Raw genomic sequence first — 19,369 nt, forward strand, 5'->3', positions numbered from 1 at the left:
CAGATGGGCACCTTCGAACTGGAGGTCTTCGCGCAGACCTCGAACTACTACGAGCTGCGGCTGTCCGCCGACGGCGAGCCGCCCCGGACCCGCGGTCTGGACCGGGCCGCGGTCGATGAGCTGATCACGCTGGTACGGCGTGACTACAGCACCGACGCCGCCGCGCAGAAGGTGTACGGCGCGGTCCGGCTGGCTGAGCTGGGGGCGCGGCTGGCGGAGTTCCTCGACGGTGACCAGCGGTGGCTGACCTCGATGCTGGCCCATCCGGCCGGGGCGGTGCTGCGGATCACCGCCGAGCAGCGGCTGCGGCACCTGCCCTGGGAACTGCTCGCGCGGGACGGCGCGTTCCTGACCGTGGCCGGGCGGGCGCCGCTGCTGCCGGTCCGTGCGGTCGGCACCCACGCGGCGCTGACCGGCCCGGTCACGCCGGGCAACCGGCCGTTGCGGGTGCTGTTCATGGCGGCTTCGCCCGAAGGCGTCGAGCCGGTGCTCAAGTTCGAGGCCGAGGAGGCCGCGATCCTGGCCGCGACGCGACGGACCGGCACCGATCTGGTGGTCGAGGAGAGCGGCACCCTGGAGGGGCTCCGGTTCCTCAGCCGCGACTACGGGCCCGGTCACTTCGACGTGCTGCACCTGAGCGGGCACGCCACCACCGACGGCGGGGAGCCGGTCTTCGTGGTGGAGGACGAGTTCGGCGCGCCCTCGAGTGCGACGGCTGACCAGATCGCCGAGGCGATGCAGGGGCACTGGCCGCGGCTGGTGTTCGTTTCCGGCTGCCTGACCGCTGACGCCCCCGACGGTGGGGTTTTCCCGTCGATGAGCGAAAGCCTGGTGCAGGCTGGTGCTCCTGCGGTGCTCGGCTGGGCGCTGCCGGTCGGGGACGCCTCCGCCACCGATTTCGCCGCCGCGCTCTACCAGGCCCTGGCCGACGGCCAATCGTTGGACCGGGCCGTCGTCGAGGCCCGCCGTCACCTGTTCCACGACAGGAAGAGCAGCTACTGGCATCTGCTCCGGGTCTACGCCGACCGGTCCCCGCTGACGCCCATGGTCACCCCGCTGCACACCCGGGGCCGCAGACGGTCGCAGGTACGCGCCGTCGACCAGCAGTTCCTGGACCCGCAGACCCAACTGTCCCGGGTCGCCTCCCGCGCCGAGTTCGTCGGCCGGCGTCGACTCATCCAACGGTGCCTGCGCGCCCTCCGGCAACCCGCCGACACCCCCGGCGCGGCGCAGGGCCTGCTGTTGGCCGGCATGGGTGGGCTCGGCAAGAGCAGCCTCGCCTCCCGGCTCCTGGAACGCATGCCCATCCACCAGCACGCCGTCTGGTACGGCCGGGTCGACGCCATCAAGTTCCGTGAGCTGACCAGCAAGATCCGCTTCGACAGCGTCGAGCAGTCCGAAGAGGCCGGCAAAATTCTCGACAACGAGCAGGTTCCGCTCCTGACCCGGCTGCGGTACCTGCTCGACGCCGACGGGCTACTTGGTGGGACACCCTGCCTGTTCGTGTTCGACGACTTCGAAACCGGCAACCTCGACACCCGCGACGACGGCAGCCGCGTGCTCGCCCCGGCGATGGCCAAGATCCTGCCCGCCCTGCTCACCGCGATCCGCGACACCGGCAGCCCGAGCCGCGTCATCATCACCAGCCGCTACCGCTTCCCCGCCCCGGCCGGCACCACCATCGCCGTCGAGGCCCTGGAGACCCTCACCCTCGTCGAGCAGACCAAGAAGATCGCCAACCTGACCAACCTGCGCCCCGAATCCACGATCGACACTGCCATCCGCGACCGGGCGATCAAGGCCGCGGCTGGCAACCCCCGGCTGCTCGACTGGCTCAACCGAATCGTCAACGATGCCACCCTCGACATCGACGGCCTGCTCACCGCCATCGAAAACGAAGCCAACCGGTTCCGCCGCGAGACAGTCCTGGCCGACAACCTGCTCGACTCCCAGCCCCTCGAACTCCGCCGGATGCTCGCCAGGATCAACGTCGTCGAGCTACCCGTACCCGCCGCCACCGTCCACGCCCTGCACCAACACCCCGACGCCACCCGGCACATCCAGCGGGCCGTCCAACTCGGCCTGCTCGAAGAGGGCATCGACCCCGAGAGCCGCCAGCCCCGTTACTACGTCTCCAACATCCTGCACCCCCTCGTCCGCCCCCTGCTCACCGACGACGAACACACCGACGCCTGCGCCGCCGCCGCCCAGTCCCTCTATCAACTCTGGGTCCTCGACCCCGCCGCCGCCGATGGCCACTGACCCAAGGGAGCTCGCCCGATGGGTCGAGGTGCATCGGCTTGCTGTCGCCGGTCAGCAGCCGGCGATCGCCCGGGACCTCGGTGACCGGGTGTGTCGGGTGTGGCTGCGTACCTCGCGGTTCGTCGCGGTCGAGGCCATGGCCACCGCGACCCTGACCCTCGGCCCGGACGCCGGTGCCCTCTATCAGCGTGGCTGGGCGCGGGCGTCGACCGGTCGGCCCTGGCCGGCACTGGAGGACTACCAGCAGGCCCTGACCATGTACCAGCAGGCCGGCGACCGGGCCAATGAAGCCGCCACCCTCAACAACATCGGCAGCGCGTACAACCGGTTGGGGGATCGGCAGCAGGCCCTCGACCACTACCACCAGGCCCTCCCCATCCTGAGGGAGGTCGGCGACCGGGCCGGCGAAGCCACCACCCTCAACAACATCGGCCACGTGTACGACGGTTTAGGGGACCGGCAGCAGGCCCTCGACCACTACCACCAAGCCCTCCCCATCCTGAGGGAGGTCGGCAACCGGGCCGGCGAAGCCGCCACCCTCAACAACATCGGCCACGTGTACGACGGTTTAGGGGACCGGCAGCAGGCCCTCGACCACTACCACCAAGCCCTCCCCATCCGGCGGGAGGTCGGCGACCGGGCCGGCGAAGCCACCACCCTCAACAACATCGGCCACGTGTTCGCCGGGTTGGGGGATCGGCAGCGGGCCCTCGACCTCTACCACCAAGCCCTCCCCATCCTGCGGGAGGTCGGCGACCGGGCCGGCGAAGCCACCACCCTCAACAACATCGGCCACGTGTACGACGGTTTAGAGGACCGGCAGCAGGCCCTCGACCACTACCACCAAGCCCTCCCCATCCTGCGGGAGGTCGGCAACCGGGCCGGCGAAGCCGTCACCCGGTACAACATCGCGATGGCCCACCGGGCAGGCGGTGACCTCGACCAGGCGATCCAGGAACTCGAACACGTCGTTGACCTCGACCGGCAGGTCGACCACCCGGACCTCGAAGCCGACAGCGCCATCCTCGAACAACTCCGCCAACAACGGGCGGAGGGCCGGTAAGGGAAAACCTCCTGTCAATGCTTTCGGCACAGGCGGGCCGCCGCCCGGCATCCGGACCGACCAGCCGGACGGGACCTGCCGGTGGCTCGCGCCGCCGGACACCGCTGAATGGCATACGCTCCGGCTCGCGTCGATCGGGCTGCCATTCAAGCCAACGGCCCGGCGGAGCTGGCCGCCCACCTCCGGTCAACAGGTGCGCTGTTCCAGGCCGCCGCAACGGAACCAGGCCCGGTCCGAGACGCGATCATCACGAGCTGGACGGGGTCGTGTCCGCCCGGCGTCACCGCCGCCCAGGTGATGCACTCCCGAAACGAACGCTCTGCGAACCCTAGACGCAGCAGCCCCGGCTCCGTTCAGGGCGGCGCGCACCCCGGCCCGGTCCAGCGGCCCGGGGAAGGTCACGTCCGTCCGCATCGTCAACGGCGGCTTCCTGCTGGCCAGCATCGCCCTCTCCGCCCGCGCCTCCCCCCGCTAACCCCGCCCCCGCCCCCGCGCGAACCTCGGGCTCGTCGATCATGGAGTAGTGGTGCCTGATTTGACGCTATACGAGCGCTTTGTCGCCCACCACAACTCCATGATCGACCGGGCAGTGGCGGGCGACCGGGGCAGTGGCGGGCGCCGGGGCAGTGGCGGGCGACGGGGCGGTGGCGGGCGTTCTGTCATGCCGTGGGGCAGCGCAGGGCCGCCCGGCACGGGGTCAGACTCGGTTGGGGGTTCGGGCTACGCCTGCGTAGATGTCGATGAGCTGTTTGGTGACCACGTCAGGGTGGAAGGTGCGCTCGTAGCGGGCGCGGGCGGCCAGGGCCAGCCCGGCCGCACCCGCCCGGGCGACCGGTAGGGCGGCGGCCAGCGCGGCCGCCTCCGGTGCGACGACCCAGCCGGCCTCGCCCACCTCGATGCCGGAAGGCATGGGCGACCCGCCGCCGACGACAGCGGAGGCGACCTCGGCAGGGCCGGTGCCGGCGGGTTCGTGCGGGGCGTCGGCCCCGACCAGGTACGGAATGCCGCCCAACGCCGTGCCGAGCACCGGCCGGCCACTCGCCATCGCCTCGATGATCACGGTGGGCAGTACGTCGTGCCACATGGAGGCGGCGATCACCACGGCGCTCGCCTCGACCGCCGCGCGCACCCCGGCCCGGTCGAGCTGGCCGAGGTAGACCACGTCGGGTCGCTCGGCGGCGGCGGCCTCCACCAGCGGGCGCAGCTCCCCGTCGCCCGCCACGCGGAGCGTGCCCAGGGCACCCACCGGGTGCCGCCGCCAGGCGTCCAGCAGCAGGTCGACGCCCTTCTCCGGCGAGAGCCGGGCCAGGTAGAGGAACCCGTCACCGAGCGGCGCCGGCCGACCCGGGTCGGGGACGGAGTTCGGCTTCACGACGATGCGTTCGTCCGGAATGCCGTAGTCGCGGAGGTGGTCGGCGATCGCCGAGGTGAGCGCGACGTACCGATCGACCGAGCGCCAGGTGCCCCGGTGCACGGCCAGGGTGGTCGCCATCAGCGCGCTCTGCGCCGCCGAGTCGCGGTAGCAGCGGTGCTTGATCGCCGGCACTCCCAGCGCCCGACCCTTGCAGTCCTGACAGATCACGCCGTCGCGAAAGTAGATCCCGGACGAGCAGACCTGCCGGTAGTTGTGCACCGTCTGCACGACTGGCACGCCGTGGCGGTGCGCGGTCCGCACCACCCAGGGCGACAGCAGGGGGTACGGGTTGTGCAGGTGCAGAACGTCCGGCCGGTGCTCGGTGAGCAGCCGGCTCAGGTCGTGCTGGGCGCGCGGAGCCCAGATCGGCGAGATCGGCAGCAGCGCCTTCGCCACCTTCGACATCGACGGGATCTCGTCCGAGCTGCGGAGGAAGGGCAGCACCTCGACGCCAGCGGCGGTGAGCTGGGCGATCTCCGAGTCGACGATGGTGTTCTCACCGGAGGGTTGGGCCTCCCGGTACCGGTTGTGCGCCACCACGATTCTCACGGGAAGAAAGGCTACCGTTGGGTCGTGCCCGAACTACCGGAGGTTGAGGCGCTCGCGGGTTACCTGCGACAGCGCGCGGTGGGCCGGCGCGTCGATCGACTGGAGATCGCCGCGATCAGCGCCCTGAAGACGTACGAACCGGCACCGACCGCGGTGGCCGGCCGGGCGGTGGTCGACGCCAGCCGGCACGGCAAGTTCCTCGACGTGCTCTTCGAGGGCGACCTGCACCTGGTGGTGCACCTGGCCCGGGCGGGCTGGCTGCACTACCGGGAGGCGTTCCCGGCCACCGCCCCGCTGCGCCCCGGCAAGGGTCCGATCGCGCTGCGCGTACGCCTGGACGACGGCTCCGGGTTCGACCTCACCGAGGCCGGCACCCAGAAGAAGCTCGCCGCGTACCTGGTGACCGACCTGGCGGCGGTGCCCGGGGTGGTCAAGCTGGGCCCGGACGCGCTCGCTGCCGATCTGGCCACCTTCGCGGAGCGGCTGCGCAGTCGACGGGGGCAGGTCAAGGGGGTGCTGACCGACCAGTCGGTGCTGTCCGGGGTGGGTAACGCGTACTCCGACGAGATCCTGCACGCCGCGAAGCTGTCCCCGTTCGCGATCACCGACCGGCTCACCGACGACCAACTCGCCGGCCTGCACGCGGCCACCCGGCAGGTGCTCGGCGACGCGGTGGAGCGGTCCCTCGGTCAGCGGGCCGCGGAGTTGAAGGGCGAGAAGCGCTCCGGGTTGAAGGTGCACGCCCGCACCGGGCTGCCCTGCCCCGTCTGCGGGGACACCGTGCGGGAGGTCTCGTTCGCCGATTCCAGCCTCCAGTACTGCGCAACATGCCAGACCGGTGGAAAGCCCCTCGCTGACCGTCGGTTGTCCCGACTCGTACGGTGAGTAATTCCACTTCACGACTACGCAGCGGAATCGCCCACAGTGAGCGGAACCTCCGGTCCGCCGTTCTGGCCATGCGCGCATCCATCGGTATAGTGGCCCGGTCCCCGGCTTCTGAAATGGTGCGGAGCCGGCCAGATCGCACCGGCACCATCGGTCGCCAATCTCGTTCGGGGCGGCGACCGGTCGGAGCCCGCGTGGGAGACTGGGACGGTGGGCGACCCGGGCCCTCACGCCGAGTGAGCGGCCCGTGTCATGCGGGAGGACATGGGTGAGGTGACGGCAAGCCTCCAGCGCCCGGTATCCAACGAAGGCCGGAGCAGACTCGTGCGGCACGTCGACAGCTTCGAGATCCAGCCGCCGACGCCGCCGTCTCACAACGGCGTTCCTCGGTCGGCGTGGACGAGGTCGCGCCGCCGGGTCTCCCGCTGGCACCGCCCGTACATCGCCACCCTGCTGTTGCTCGACTTCGGCGCGGCGGCGTTCGCCAGTTGGATCGCGATCCAACTGTTCGATCAGGCCGCCTCCGGGTTCTCCGGCACCCAGCAGGACCCGACCTGGTTCCACACCGTCTCCTACCTGCTGCTGCCGCTCGGCTGGGTGGTCATCCTCTGGAGCAACCGGGGGTACGACCGGCGCTACCTGGGGCTGGGTCCGGACGAGTTCAAACGGGTGATCCGGGCCGGGGTGACGGTCGCCGCGAGTGTCTCGTTCCTCGCCTTCGCCACCAAGACCGAACTGTCCCGCTGGACGGTCGGCACGGCCCTGCTCGGGGCGCTGCTGCTGATCCTCTGGGGCCGGTTCGTGGCCCGCTGGGCGCTGCACTACATCCGGCGGCGGGCCGGCCAGGCCGCGCACCGGATGGTGCTGGTCGGCACCCTGCCGGAGTGCCTGGAGGTCTACGCGGCGGTCACCCGCAGCCCGGCCGCCGGGCTGATGCCCGTCGCCATCCACATCACCGACGGGTACGCGGCGGCCCGCGGCATGCCGACCCCCGTCCCCGTGTACGCCGGACGCGACGTCCTGGCCCTGGTCCGTGAGGTCGGTGGCGACACCATCGCCGTCTGCGGCTCGGCCAGCGCCGAGCCGGGCGAGCTGCGCCGGTTGGCCTGGCAGTTGGAGGGCTCCGGTGTCGACCTGGTGGTCGCCCCGCAGTTGACCGACATCGCCGGGCCCCGGGTGCACATCCGGCCGATCGAGGGTCTGCCGCTGCTGCACGTCGAGGAGCCGACCCTCTCCGGGCCGGCGCTGCTGGCCAAGAACCTGATGGACCGGGTCGCCGCCGGCCTCGGCCTGCTGCTGCTGGTCCCGCTCTTCCTGGCCATCGCCGTGGCGATCCGGATCTCCGACCGTGGGCCGGTCTTCTTCCGTCAGCCGCGGGTGGGGCACGAGGGGCGTACGTTCCGGGTGTGGAAGTTCCGGACCATGTACGTCGACGCCGAGGACCGGCTGGCCAGCCTGGTCGACCGGAACGAGACCGACGGCATGCTGTTCAAGATGAAGCAGGATCCCCGGGTCTTCCCGGTGGGACGTTTCCTCCGGGCCACCTCGCTGGACGAGTTACCGCAGTTGATCAACGTGCTCTGGGGTGAGATGTCGCTGGTCGGGCCGCGCCCGCTGCCGGCCGACGACGGCGACTTCCTGGGCGACGTCCGCAGGCGGCTGCTGGTCCGCCCCGGCATGACCGGCCTGTGGCAGGTCTCCGGCCGCTCCGACCTGTCGTGGGACGAGTCGGTCCGACTGGACCTCTACTACGTCGACAACTGGTCGCTCGCGTACGACCTGAGCATCCTGTGGCGCACCGTCGGGGTGGTGCTCGCCCGCAAGGGCGCGTACTAATCGCTGCGTGGCTGCCAACCTCTCCGCCGTGGTCGGCGTCGTCTCACTCGTCACCGCGCTGACGGCGGCGCTGCTGGCGGTGCTGCGGCTGCGGGCTCGCCGGGGCATCGCCACCGCCACCCAGCGGGCCACCTACGAGGTGCTGCACACCGCCGGCCTGGCGGCCGAGCCGCTGCGGGCCGGGCTGAGCGAGGCGGGCGCGGCGAAGGCCGTACGTCATCTGCGGGCCCTGGTGGGCGCGGTCGGGCTGGCGCTCACCGACGCCGAGCGGCTGTTGGCCCTCGACGGGCGCGGCACGCACCACGGCGGGCAACTGCTCGCGGCGGCCCAGCGGACGGTGCACAGCGGCCGCTCGGCGGTGCTGGGTGAGCAGGATCTGCACTGCGACCGGGTCGACTGCCCGATCCGGGGGGCGGTGGTCGCCCCGCTGCAGGGGGCGGACGGCCGGGTGGTCGGCGCGCTGGTGGCCGTCGCCGACAGTCCGCCGGCCCCGGGGTTGGTGCAGGCCACCCTGGAGACCGCGCACTGGGCCGGCAACCAGCTCGCCCTGGCGGAGTTGGACTCGTCCCGGGAGCGGCTGGCCCGGGCCGAGATCCGCGCGTTGCGGGCGCAGATCAGTCCGCACTTCATCTACAACGCGCTGACCGCGATCGGCTCGTTCGTCCGCACCGATCCCGAGCGGGCCCGGGAGTTGATCCTGGAGTTCGCGGAGTTCACCAGGTACTCGTTCCGGGCGCACGGGGAGTTCACGACCCTCGCCGAGGAGCTGCGCTCGATCGACCGCTACCTGACCATCGAGCGGGCCCGGTTCGGCGACCGGTTGCAGGTGCGCTTGCAGATCGCCCCGGAGGTGCTGCCGGTGACGCTGCCGTTCCTCTGCCTCCAGCCACTTGTGGAGAACGCCGTCCGCCACGGGTTGTCCCGCAAGCCGGGCACGGGCATGGTGAGCATCGAGGCCCGGGACGCGGGTGCCGAGTGTCACATCACGGTGGAGGACGACGGAGTGGGAATGGACCCGGCCACGCTGACCGCCGGCATCGCCGAGCTGGCCCGCGGCTCCGCCGATCCGGGCGACGACACGGGCCAGCACGTCGGCCTCTCCAACGTCGACGAGCGGCTGCGGTCGGTCTTCGGGGACCGGTTCGGCCTGGTCGTGGAGACCGGGCTGGGTTCGGGTACGAAGGTGAGCATGCGGGTGCCGAAGTTCCATCCCGGGGTACGGGCAGGCTCGTGACTGCTGCCTTTCTCCGGGTGCTCGCGGTGGACGACGAACCGCCCGCGCTCGACGAGCTGGCGTACCACCTGCGGGCCGACCCTCGGGTGGCCCGGCTGCACACCGCCGGGGACGCGACCGAGGCGCTGCGGCTGCTGCGCGACGGTGACGTGGACGTGGTCTTCCTGGACATCCGGATGCCCGGCCTGGACGGCATGGAGTTGGCGCGGGTGCTGCGCCGCTTCGCCCGGCCACCGGCGATCGTGTTCGTCACCGCGTACGACGACGGCGCGGTGGACGCCTTCGACCTGGGTGCCACCGACTACGTGCGGAAACCGGTGCGCGCCGATCGGCTGGCCGAGTCGCTGCGCCGGGTGATCGGCTCGCGGGTGGTGCCGTCGCACCCGGCGGCGCTGGCCCGCGCCGAGGAGGACCCGACCATCCCCATCGAGTTGGCCGGCACTACCCGGATGCTGCCCCGGTCGGCGGTGCGGTGGGTGGAGGCGCAGGGGGACTACGCCCGGCTGCACACCGCGGAGGGGTCGCACCTGGTACGGGTCTCGCTGGCCACGCTCGCGGAACGGTGGGCCGATGCCGGTTTCGTCCGGGTGCACCGGTCGTACCTCGTGCAGTTGAAGTTGATCGCGGAGCTGCGGTTGGTCAATTCCGGCTATGTGGTGGTGATCGACGCCGCCGAGCTGCCGGTGAGTCGGCGGCACACCCGGGAGCTGAAGGACAAGCTGGTCCGGGCCGCGAAGCAGGACTGGGGCCGCTGAGCCGGATTGCCGCGGCGGGAATAACCCCGACTCCCCGTACGTCGTACGGTACGTTTGCTGGACGACGAATGGAGCCGCCGTGTTCGACGCCGCCACCGAGTTCGACAGTCAACTCGACCACCTGGTGCAACTCGGTTACCCGGAGCTGGCCGGGCTGTCCGAGAGCGCCTTCCGGGACCTGGTCGCGCCGCTGCGGGCCAGGGCGGTCGAGGGCACCGTCGGCCTGCCCGACCCCACCGACGCCCGGGTGCCGTTCCTGCTGGTGATCACCAGGGACCTGGTCGGGGTGCCGGAACGAGTGGGCCGCACCACCCTGGCCGGCAAGCGCAAGCCCGGCGTCGTTGACCGCAACTACGCCGAGGACGACCTGCCCCGCTTCGACCCGATCAAGGAGTTGGAGGTGCCGGCGGGGCCGGCGTACCTGCTCTTCGACGTCGATCGGGGCGAGGAGTTCCGCAACCTGCCCCCGGTCACCGCGATGGAGGGGATCACCGCCCAGGGTCGGCTGCCACTCAGCATCGACGAGGGGCTCGCGTTCATCACCCTGCACCCGGCGGCGCTGGCGAGCAACAGGTGCTTCTCGCTCGTCGGCTCCCGCTGCGGCGACAAGCGGGTGCCGGCGCTCTGGATCAGCCAGGGCGCACCGAAGCTGGGCTGGTGCTGGTACGGCAACCCGCACACCTGGCTCGGCTCCGCCTCGGCCCGGCCGGAGCGCGTCGGCCTGGAGTGACAGTCCCCTGAGGAGGGATGACCGGTCGGGCGGATCCGCCCGACCGGCCCTGCCGACAGATATCGCCGATCGCCTATCCTCCGGTTGCCGATTCCGTACGGGGCGCAGGGTCGGTGTGGGCGAAGCCTGCTCAGGTCGCCCCACCACCCTCACATTGGGACATCGATGCAGCTAACCACAGCTCGCCGCGCCCTGCTGGCCGGTGCCCTCGTGGCGGCACTCGTGCTGTCCGGCGCCACCCCGGCCCAGGCCGCGGCCACCGGTGCGGTCAGCGGACGACTGACCACCAGCACCGGGGCCGCCGCCGCCGAGGTCCAGGTGCTCGTCTACGACCCGGAGAGTTACAACTACGTCGACGACACCAACACCGACGCCGACGGCAACTTCACAGTCGCCGGGCTGCCCGCCGGCCCGTACCTGGTGGGCTACTTCCCGCTCGAACAGCCGGGGCAGTATTACCGCCAGCAGGCGACGATCTGGACCGCCGACCCGGTGACCGTCACCGCCGGTGGCACCGCCCGGGCCGACGACCAGCTCTTCGCCGTCGGCACCTTCACCGGTCGGATCGTCAACACCGCGGGCGACCCGATGCCGAACCTGCCCGTCAACGCCCGCGAGGTCGACACGGGCGCCGTGACCGGGGGCCTGACCGACGAGCAGGGTCGGTACACCTTCGCCACCCGGCCGGGCCGCTACGTGCTGAGCCTCCAGCCGATCGAGGGCATCGACCAGGTGCAGTACGTGCCCGGGAAGCTCGATCAGGAGAGCGCCACGGTCTTCCAGGTGAAGGCGGACGAGGCGACGGTGGTCAACGAGACAGCGCTGCAGGCGGGCACCCTCAGCGGCCGGTTCACCACCGCCGCCGGTGCCCCGCTCGCCGATGCCCAGGTGAGCATCAACACCCGCGGCGGCGGCGTCGGGGCGTACACGGAGACCGACGCGAACGGTGAGTTCACCGTGCAACTACTGCCGACCTCGTACCTCGTCGGCCTGTACGCCGGTGATCGCCATCAGTACTACCGCGGCAAGTTGATCTCCGAGGAAGCCGACCCCGTCGAGGTACGCGGCGGGCAGCAGACGAGGATCACGGACAGCCTGCTCGGCACCGGTTCGGTCACCGTGCGAGCGGTCGACTCGGTCAGCGGAGCGCCCATCGCCAACTTCTGCGCCCAGTCGGTCTGCAGCAACGGCACCGGCACGGTGACCGTCACCGGCCTGCCGCAGGGCAGCCACACCATCTACCTGGACGTGCCGGACCGGCTGCACTTCAACCGCGAGGTGACCGGGGTAAGGGTGAAGGCGGACGGCGACACCAAGCTGACCGTGAAGATGCGTCCCGGCGCGCTCATCAGCACCACGGTCCTCGATCGGCAGAGCGGCCGGCCCGTGCCGGACATCTGCCTGGACACGTTCCTACCGAAGCAGGCGAAGCTCTCGGACGGCTACGGCTACTGCAGCGACCAGACCGGCAAGATCACGGTGGGGCCGTTCGACGCCGGCAACTACAAGCTCTTCGCGGTGCCGCGGGACAGCAACTACGGCCGCCAGTGGGTGGGCGTCAACGGCGGCACCGGCGACGAGCGGGAGGCAGCCGTCGTCACCGCGACCGTCGGCCAGGTCGCCACCGGCCCGCAGATCAGTTTGGACCGGGCCGGCACTGTCACCGGCACGGTCACCGACCCGGCCGGCAAGCCGGTGCCGAACGCCAACGTGTCGGTGCTGACCGCCCACCCCGGGGTCGGCGCGCAGGACGCCACCACCGACGAGCACGGCGTCTACACCCTCGAACGGCTCGGCCCGTACGCCTGGCCGGTGGTGGTCGGCGCCAACCCGTACGCGAGCGAGTGGTCCGGCGACAAGCCCAGCCGGTTCACCGCCACCCCGGTGCCGGTGACCGCCGGTGCGGCCGCCACGCACAACGTCCAGCTCGACCAGGGCGCCGAGCTGACCGGCACCTTCCGCACGCCCGACGGCACCCCGTTCACCAGTGGGTTCGTCATCGCTCGCAACGTCGACACCGGTGACATCGCGGGCAGCACCTGGCTGACCGACGGGCGGTACAGCATCCGCGTCAAGGGGCCGCAGCGGATCTTCTTCACCTACAACGTCACCCTCGGTGACAAGCAGTTCGACGGCCGCTACCTGGTGACCCAACCGGACGGCACCCGCAAGCTGGCCCGGTTCACCATTCCGGCCAGCGGCAGCGTGACCGTGGACCTGGTCGTGCCAACCAGCTGACGGGTTCAAGCAGCGGGGCCGGTGGCGCTGCCACCGGCCCCGCTTCACGTCCGGTCAGAAGATGTCGGCCAGCGGCAGGGCGAGAGGGAACGGCTGCGCGGTGCGGTAGACCTCGCCGACCGGGACAACGGCCTGTTCGCGGTAACCGCCCGTGCCGTTCTGCAGCACGGTCAGAGTCTGCTTCCGGGGCTCGACCAGCCAGTAGAGGGGAATGCCGACGGCCGCGTACTCGTGACGTTTGAGCACCAGGTCTCGACCAGCATTGCTCGGTGAGATCACCTCGACGACGAGGAGCACGTCGGCCGGGTCGAGCGCGGCACCGCCGCTGTCCAGTGCGCTCTCACCGGCGACGAAGAGATCCGGCACGAAGTACGACGAGCGCTTGGCACTGACGCCGATGTCCTGACCGACGAGCACACCGGCAGGGGCCTGCCGGTCGAGGAGCCGGCGAAGGCGGTTGGCGACCGCGCCGTGGAAGACGTCCGCATGGGGGGACACGAGCAGACTCCCGTCGAAGATCTCGTAGACCTGGTCGTCCGAGGGGAGGCTCTGGAGGTCGTCCACCGTCCAGGCGTCGCCCCAGCCGGGCCGGGCAGGGTTCGTCACCGTCACACCTCCTCTCTACCGGACCACCCTGACAGCTCACCCGGTCGTCCACAACGAGCCTCGGGAGTTCACCCACGCCAGCCGGCACGGTGGCGGAGTTATCCACAGGCGTGAACGGTTCTCCACAGGTTATTCACAACGTGACCCACTGATCTCCACGGCGGCTCCCTACAGTCGGGACCCATGAAGGAACGCCGGATACTGGTCGTCGAGGACGAACGGACCATCGCCGAGTCCATCGCCGCCCGACTGCGCGCCGAGGGCTTCACGGTGCAGGTCGCGGCGGACGGGCCCAGCGCCGTCGCGCAGTTCCGCACCGGCCAGCCGGATCTCGTCGTACTCGACGTGATGTTGCCCGGCTTCGACGGCCTGGAGGTGTGCCGCCGGATCCAGGCCGACCGGCCGGTGCCGGTGCTGATGCTCACCGCCCGCGACGACGAGACCGACCTGCTGGTGGGGCTCGCGGTCGGCGCGGACGACTACCTCACCAAGCCCTTCTCGATGCGGGAGCTGGCCGCCCGGGTGCACGTCCTGCTGCGGCGGGTGGAGCGGGCCGCCACCCCGGCACCGCCCGCGATCCACCTCGGCGACATCGAGATCAACGAGGCCGAGCGGCGGGTTCGCCGGGCCGGCGCGGACGTGCACCTCACGCCGACGGAGTTCGACCTGCTGGTCCACCTCGCCGGTCGACCCCGCACGGTGCTTCCCCGGGAACGGCTGCTCGCCGACGTGTGGGGATGGGTCGACGGGAGTGGCACCCGCACGGTGGACAGCCACATCAAGGCGTTGCGGCGCAAGCTCGGCGCCGACCTGATCCGGACCGTCCACGGCGTCGGGTACGCCCTGGAGGTGCCCGCGTGACCGGTCGGCTGCTGGGCTGGCTGGACCGGGTGTTACCCCGTCCACTGGACCCGGTCCGCTCGATCAAGATGAAGCTCGGCGTCCTGCTTGTCGCCTCCTGGGCCGTGGCCATCGGCTACTTCTGGTACGGCGTCGGTTGGCTCCCGCCCGGCACGGCGATCACCAGCATCGGCATCGCGCTTGTCACCTCGCAGGTGCTCGCCCACGGGATGACCTCGCCGCTGCGTGAGATGACGGCGGCCGCCGGCGCGATGGCCCGGGGCGACTACACCCGACGGGTACGCGCCACGTCCCGCGACGAGGTCGGCGAGCTGGCTCAGGCGTTCAACAAGATGGCCGAGGATCTGCACGCCGCCGACCAGCGTCGACGTGAACTGATCGCCAACGTCTCACACGAATTGCGTACGCCGATCACCGCACTGCAGGGCGTGCTGGAGAACATGGTGGACGGGGTGGCCGATCCCGAACCGGCCGCGCTGCGCTCGGCGCTGTCCCAGACCGAACGGCTCGGGCACCTCGTCGCCGACCTGCTCGACCTGTCCCGCCTCGATGCCGGGGTGGTGCCACTGCGCCGGGTACAGATCGACGTGAACGACTTCCTCGACGAGGCCGTGGAGCATGCCACCGCCAGCGCGGTCGGCGCCGCACTGGATGTGCGTTTCCAGCTCCGTGAACTGCCGGCTCCGCTGACCGTCTACGCCGACCCCTGGCGGCTGCACCAGGTCTTCGCGAACCTGCTCGACAACGCGGCACGGCACAGCCCACCCGGCGGCACGGTGCGACTGAGCGCCGAGGAACACGCCGACCAGCTCCGCTTCGAGGTCAGCGACGAGGGCCAGGGCATTTCGCCGAGCGAGCGGTCCCGGGTCTTCGAACGGTTCACCCGAGGCGATCGATCCGCCGGCGGCGGGACCGGGCTCGGCCTGGCCATCGCCCGCTGGGTCGTCGAGTTGCACGGCGGTCGGATCGCCGTCCTCGACCCCGTCACACCACCGCACCGGGTCGATCGGCCCGGCTGCCGCATCCAGGTCACCATCCCCAGCGACGGGTCACACCGGAAAGAGGTCGCATGACCAGCCCTGGCTCCACCCCGCTTCCGGCCAGCGGACCGACCGCACCGCAGGTCAATCCGCCGGTCAGACCGGGCCCGGCCGTCGGTCAGCCCCAACCGTGGCCGATCGCGCCGGCCCAGCCCAGGCCACCGTCACTGTTCGAGCGTCGCTGGCCGGGGCCGTCCGGCGCCGCCCGTCCGCTGGTCCTGGCGGCGGTGGCGATGGCGGCGGTCGTCGGTGCCGCCACGCTCACGATGGTTCGTCCCGGCCTGGGCTGGCTGGTGGCCACACTGGCCGGCACCGCCGCCCTGGTCAGCGCCAGCGTCGCCCGTTCCCGGACGCCGTCCCCGCCAGCGGGCGTCACCGCGCCAGGTTCGCCAACAGCGCCGACCGCGCCGGGTGCGCCGACCGCGCCAGCAGCGCCAGCGAGCAGCACGTCGGCCGTGACCGCGACCGCACCGCCAACCGCAGGGGCGGCTGACCGTCCCGGTGCCACGGGGGCACCGGGGCGGGCGGCACAGGTCGTCTGGGCCGCCGCGACGATCGCGTTGGTCGCCGTCGGCACGGTCCGCGCGGCCGGTTGGCTCTTCGCGCTCTGCCTGGTCGCGGCGGCGGTGACCGGGACACTCGCGGTGACCGGCGGGCGAAGCCCGCTCGGGATGCTGGTCGCCGCGACGCTGCCGCCGGCCGCGACGGTACGGGCGCTCCCCTGGGCGGTACGCGGACTGCGCGACACCCGCCCGGCCGGAGCGGGGATCGGGTTCGGCCGCATCCTGACCAGCTTGGCGATCTCCGCCGGTCTGTTGCTGCTGTTCGGTCTGCTCTTCTCCTCCGCCGACGCGGTCTTCGCCGATCTGGTCACCGGTCTCCTGCCGGACATCTCGGCGGCCAGTGTCGTTGGCTGGCTGGTGCGTCTGGGGCTGATCGGTGGTGGTCTGCTCGGTGCCGCGTACCTGGTCAGTCGTCCGCCCGACCTGGAGGGCCTGCGGCCGGGGCCGTCCCGACCGGCCCACCGGTTGGAGTGGACCCTGCCGCTGGTGTTGCTCGACACCCTGTTCGCCGCGTTCGTGCTGGTCCAGCTCACGGTGTTCTTCGGCGGCGCGGGGCACGTGCTGCGGACGGCCGGGCTCACCTACGCCCAGTACGCCCGGGGCGGCTTCTGGCAGTTGCTCGCCGTCACCGCGCTCACCCTGCTGGTGATCGCGATCGCCGCCCGCCGGGCACCGACGGCCACCCGAGCGGACCGGCTGCTGGTTCGCGTACTGCTCGGCACGCTCGCCGCGCTGAGCCTGGTGGTCGTCGCCTCCGCGCTCTACCGGATGCAGGTCTACGCCGACGCGTACGGCGCGACCCGGCTCCGGCTCTTCGTGACGACAGTCGAACTCTGGCTCGGGCTGCTCTTCGTCCTGGTCGGGGTGGCGGTGGTGCGGCTGCGGGCCGCCTGGCTGCCCCGGCTGGTGGTCGGCACGGCGGTGCTGGCGCTGCTCGGGTTGGCGCTGGTCAACCCAGACCGGCTGATCGCCGACCGCAACGTCGACAGGTACCTGGAGACCGGCCGGTTGGACGTCAGCTACCTGTCCGGGTTGTCGGCGGACGCCGTACCGGCCCTGGCTCGGCTGCCCGAGCCGATGCGCGTCTGCGCACTGGGGGAGATCGCCGCCGAGCTGCCCCGCGATGGCCTGTGGGGGGCGAACCTCGGCCGGGCGAGGGCACGACGGGACCTCGCCACGATCCCGACAGTCACCGATGTGACCGACTGCCCCGGTACGCGACGCTGGTGAGGGCCACCGCTTGACAATCGCGCGCGGCGGGCAAGACTGCCGGGGTGGCCAAGCAACTCCCTGACGTGGGGTCGGGCGGTGCGGTACCGCCGCCCCGGCGGGCCCGGATCGTGCTGGCCGAGATCAGCCGGCAGGACACCCGCGCCGAGCGGACCCGCGCCGAGCTGGCCCAGCAGACCCAGGTCGGCGAGGCGCTGGTCCGCGGCCTGGTCCGGGCCCAGCTCGCGCTGGCGCTGCGGCTCTCCCTGGTGGTGGTCATCGGGTTGGGTGGGCTGCCGTGGCTGTTCGCCATCGCACCCTCGCTCGGCCGGACCACAGTCGTCGGCGTCAACCTGCCGTGGTTGCTGCTGGGGGTGGCCTCGTTCCCGTTCCTGATCGGGGTGGGCTGGGCGTACGTGCGGTTGGCCGAGCGCAACGAGCAGGACTTCACCGATCTGGTGCAGCGGCCGGAGCACTGAGGTGGGCAACGACTTCGTGGTCCCGGCCATCGTCGCGGTCACCCTGGTCACCGTCGGGATCGGCTTCTACGGGCTGCGGTTGGCGCGGACCACGTCCGACTTCCTGGTGGCGTCCCGGGCGATCAGCCCAACCTGGAACGCCGCAGCCATCGGCGGGGAGTACCTGTCGGCGGCGAGCTTCCTCGGCATCGCCGGTCTGGTCCTCAAGTACGGCGTGGACGTGCTCTGGTATCCGGTCGGTTTCGCCGCCGGCTACCTGGCACTGCTGCTGTTCGTGGCCGCGCCGCTGCGCCGCTCGGGTGCGTTCACCCTGCCCGACTTCTGCGAGCTGCGGCTGGGGTCCCGTCGGCTGCGCATCCTGGCCACCGCGTTCGTGATCTTCATCGGTTGGCTGTACCTGGTGCCACAACTCCAGGGTGCCGGGCTCACCCTGGCCACGGTCGCCGGCGCCCCGTACCCGGTCGGTGCCCTGCTGGTGGCCGCCGTGGTCACCGCCAACGTGGCGCTGGGCGGGATGCGGGCCATCACCTTCGTGCAGGCGTTCCAGTACTGGCTCAAGCTGACCGCGCTCGCCGTACCGGTGATCTTCCTGGCGTTGCAGTGGCAGGCCGACGGCCGCCCGGCGGTGACGCCGCCCGACGGGCCGACGTTCCGGACCGCGACCACCGTCGTGGTCGAGCACCGCGCGACCCTCACCCTGCCCGATGGTGACATTCGGGAGGTACGCCCCGGCGACGAGCTGACCTTCGCCGCCGGTGACCCGGTGCCGGACGTGTCCGGGGTGGCCACCGGCGCCAGCGACTGGCTGCTGCCCAGCGCCGCGGGCAACGACGACCGGGGGCTGTTCGCCACGTACTCGCTGATCCTGGCCACGTTCCTCGGCACCATGGGGCTGCCGCACGTGCTGGTCCGCTTCTACACCAACCCCGACGGCGCGGCGGCACGCCGGACCACCCTGGTCGTGCTGGCCCTCGTCGGCGTCTTCTATCTGCTACCCACCCTCTACGGGGTGCTCGGCCGGATCTACACGCCGCAACTGCTGGTCAGCGGGCAGACCGACGCGGTGGTGGTGTTGCTGCCCGGTGCGGCACTCGGCGACGGGGCAGTGGGGCGGCTGCTCGCCGCGCTGGTCTCGGCGGGCGCGTTCGCGGCGTTCCTTTCCACCTCGTCCGGGCTGCTGACAAGCGTCGCCGGCGTGATCTCGACGGATGTGCTCGGCCAGGGCTCGGTACGCGGCTTCCGACTGGCCACGGTGCTCGCCGGAGCGGTGCCGACGCTGCTGGCGCTGCACGTCTCCGGACTTGACGTGTCGCAGGTGGTCGGGCTGGCCTTCGCGGTCGCGGCGTCGAGTTTCTGCCCGCTGCTGGTGCTCGGCATCTGGTGGCGTGGGTTGACCGACGTGGGCGCCGCCGCCGGTGTGGTGGTCGGCGGTGGCGCGGCGATCGGGGCGGTGCTGGTCACCGTGCTCGGGCCGCCGTTGTCCGGCTGGCCGGCCACGCTCACCACCCAGCCGGCCGCCTGGACGGTGCCGCTGGCGTTCACCGTGATGGTCGTGGTGTCGATGGCGACCCGACGTCGGGCCCCGGCCGACGTCGCGGCCACGATGCTGCGCCTGCACACCCCCGAGACCGTCCGCCTGTAGCTC

The 19,369-nt window shown here is 71.6% G+C and carries 15 protein-coding genes; 13 read left to right on the forward strand and 2 right to left on the reverse strand.

The window, feature by feature from the left end; genetic code table 11:
• The first annotated feature begins 3 nt into the window (after positions 1 to 3).
• Positions 4 to 2,262 (forward strand): CHAT domain-containing protein, encoded by a 2,259-nt coding sequence (locus AB0B57_RS06520; protein ID WP_357065855.1) that lies wholly within the window; start codon positions 4 to 6, stop codon positions 2,260 to 2,262.
• Positions 2,263 to 2,290: 28 nt separating this feature from the next.
• Positions 2,291 to 3,325, forward strand: a complete 1,035-nt coding sequence (locus tag AB0B57_RS06525; protein WP_357065858.1) for a tetratricopeptide repeat protein — start codon at positions 2,291 to 2,293, stop codon at positions 3,323 to 3,325.
• 697 nt (positions 3,326 to 4,022) lie between these two features.
• On the opposite strand, the gene AB0B57_RS06530 is transcribed toward AB0B57_RS06525, so the two are convergent.
• Complete coding sequence (locus AB0B57_RS06530) at positions 4,023 to 5,288, reverse strand: glycosyltransferase family 4 protein (RefSeq protein ID WP_357065862.1); 1,266 nt, start codon at positions 5,286 to 5,288, stop codon at positions 4,023 to 4,025.
• A 24-nt stretch (positions 5,289 to 5,312) separates the two neighbouring features.
• On the opposite strand from AB0B57_RS06530, the gene AB0B57_RS06535 reads away from it, so the two are divergent.
• From AB0B57_RS06535 to AB0B57_RS06560, 6 genes are all read left to right on the forward strand, one after another.
• Positions 5,313 to 6,173, forward strand: coding sequence for a DNA-formamidopyrimidine glycosylase family protein (locus tag AB0B57_RS06535; RefSeq protein ID WP_357065865.1), 861 nt, complete (start codon positions 5,313 to 5,315; stop codon positions 6,171 to 6,173).
• A 264-nt stretch (positions 6,174 to 6,437) separates the two neighbouring features.
• A complete protein-coding gene (locus AB0B57_RS06540) occupies positions 6,438 to 8,009 on the forward strand; it encodes a sugar transferase (protein WP_357066531.1) in 1,572 nt (523 codons plus the stop codon).
• 7 nt (positions 8,010 to 8,016) lie between these two features.
• Positions 8,017 to 9,243, forward strand: coding sequence for a histidine kinase (locus AB0B57_RS06545; protein WP_357065868.1), 1,227 nt, complete (start codon positions 8,017 to 8,019; stop codon positions 9,241 to 9,243).
• The gene (locus AB0B57_RS06550) at positions 9,240 to 9,998 is read left to right on the forward strand and encodes a LytTR family DNA-binding domain-containing protein (RefSeq protein ID WP_357065871.1); all 759 of its coding nucleotides are present in this window, start codon (positions 9,240 to 9,242) and stop codon (positions 9,996 to 9,998) included. The genes AB0B57_RS06545 and AB0B57_RS06550 overlap by 4 nt, the downstream gene beginning before the upstream one ends.
• A gap of 79 nt (positions 9,999 to 10,077) precedes the next feature.
• Positions 10,078 to 10,728: a DUF5701 family protein gene (locus AB0B57_RS06555; protein ID WP_357065874.1), complete on the forward strand. Its 651-nt coding sequence runs from the start codon at positions 10,078 to 10,080 to the stop codon at positions 10,726 to 10,728.
• A gap of 165 nt (positions 10,729 to 10,893) precedes the next feature.
• Complete coding sequence (locus AB0B57_RS06560; RefSeq protein WP_357065877.1) at positions 10,894 to 12,966, forward strand: carboxypeptidase-like regulatory domain-containing protein; 2,073 nt, start codon at positions 10,894 to 10,896, stop codon at positions 12,964 to 12,966.
• A gap of 54 nt (positions 12,967 to 13,020) precedes the next feature.
• On the opposite strand, the gene AB0B57_RS06565 is transcribed toward AB0B57_RS06560, so the two are convergent.
• Entirely contained in the window at positions 13,021 to 13,572 is a 552-nt protein-coding gene (locus tag AB0B57_RS06565) for a Uma2 family endonuclease (protein WP_357065880.1), read from the reverse strand.
• A gap of 183 nt (positions 13,573 to 13,755) precedes the next feature.
• On the opposite strand from AB0B57_RS06565, the gene AB0B57_RS06570 reads away from it, so the two are divergent.
• From AB0B57_RS06570 to AB0B57_RS06590, 5 genes are all read left to right on the forward strand, one after another.
• Positions 13,756 to 14,433, forward strand: coding sequence for a response regulator transcription factor (locus tag AB0B57_RS06570; RefSeq protein WP_357065882.1), 678 nt, complete (start codon positions 13,756 to 13,758; stop codon positions 14,431 to 14,433).
• Positions 14,434 to 14,501: 68 nt separating this feature from the next.
• Positions 14,502 to 15,506 (forward strand): HAMP domain-containing sensor histidine kinase, encoded by a 1,005-nt coding sequence (locus AB0B57_RS06575; RefSeq protein ID WP_357066533.1) that lies wholly within the window; start codon positions 14,502 to 14,504, stop codon positions 15,504 to 15,506.
• Positions 15,503 to 17,266 (forward strand): DUF4173 domain-containing protein, encoded by a 1,764-nt coding sequence (locus tag AB0B57_RS06580; RefSeq protein WP_357065885.1) that lies wholly within the window; start codon positions 15,503 to 15,505, stop codon positions 17,264 to 17,266. Before AB0B57_RS06575 ends, AB0B57_RS06580 begins: the two co-directional genes overlap by 4 nt.
• 44 nt (positions 17,267 to 17,310) lie before the next feature.
• A complete protein-coding gene (locus AB0B57_RS06585; RefSeq protein ID WP_357065888.1) occupies positions 17,311 to 17,724 on the forward strand; it encodes a hypothetical protein in 414 nt (137 codons plus the stop codon).
• Between the two features lies 1 nt (position 17,725).
• Positions 17,726 to 19,366 (forward strand): cation acetate symporter, encoded by a 1,641-nt coding sequence (locus tag AB0B57_RS06590; RefSeq protein WP_357065890.1) that lies wholly within the window; start codon positions 17,726 to 17,728, stop codon positions 19,364 to 19,366.
• Positions 19,367 to 19,369: the final 3 nt, after the last annotated feature.

This window comes from Micromonospora sp. NPDC049101, assembly GCF_040648675.1.
Taxonomy (GTDB): Bacteria; Actinomycetota; Actinomycetes; order Mycobacteriales; family Micromonosporaceae; genus Micromonospora.

Excerpts from the sequence above, each read along its gene's own strand:
- AB0B57_RS06520 (WP_357065855.1), top strand. The coding sequence starts at position 4 with ATGGGCACCTTCGAACTGGAGGTCTTCGCGCAGACCTCGAACTACTAC.
- AB0B57_RS06540 (WP_357066531.1), top strand. The coding sequence starts at position 6,438 with ATGGGTGAGGTGACGGCAAGCCTCCAGCGCCCGGTATCCAACGAAGGC.
- AB0B57_RS06560 (WP_357065877.1), top strand. The coding sequence starts at position 10,894 with ATGCAGCTAACCACAGCTCGCCGCGCCCTGCTGGCCGGTGCCCTCGTG.
- AB0B57_RS06570 (WP_357065882.1), top strand. The coding sequence starts at position 13,756 with ATGAAGGAACGCCGGATACTGGTCGTCGAGGACGAACGGACCATCGCC.
- AB0B57_RS06575 (WP_357066533.1), top strand. The coding sequence starts at position 14,502 with ATGAAGCTCGGCGTCCTGCTTGTCGCCTCCTGGGCCGTGGCCATCGGC.
- AB0B57_RS06580 (WP_357065885.1), top strand. The coding sequence starts at position 15,503 with ATGACCAGCCCTGGCTCCACCCCGCTTCCGGCCAGCGGACCGACCGCA.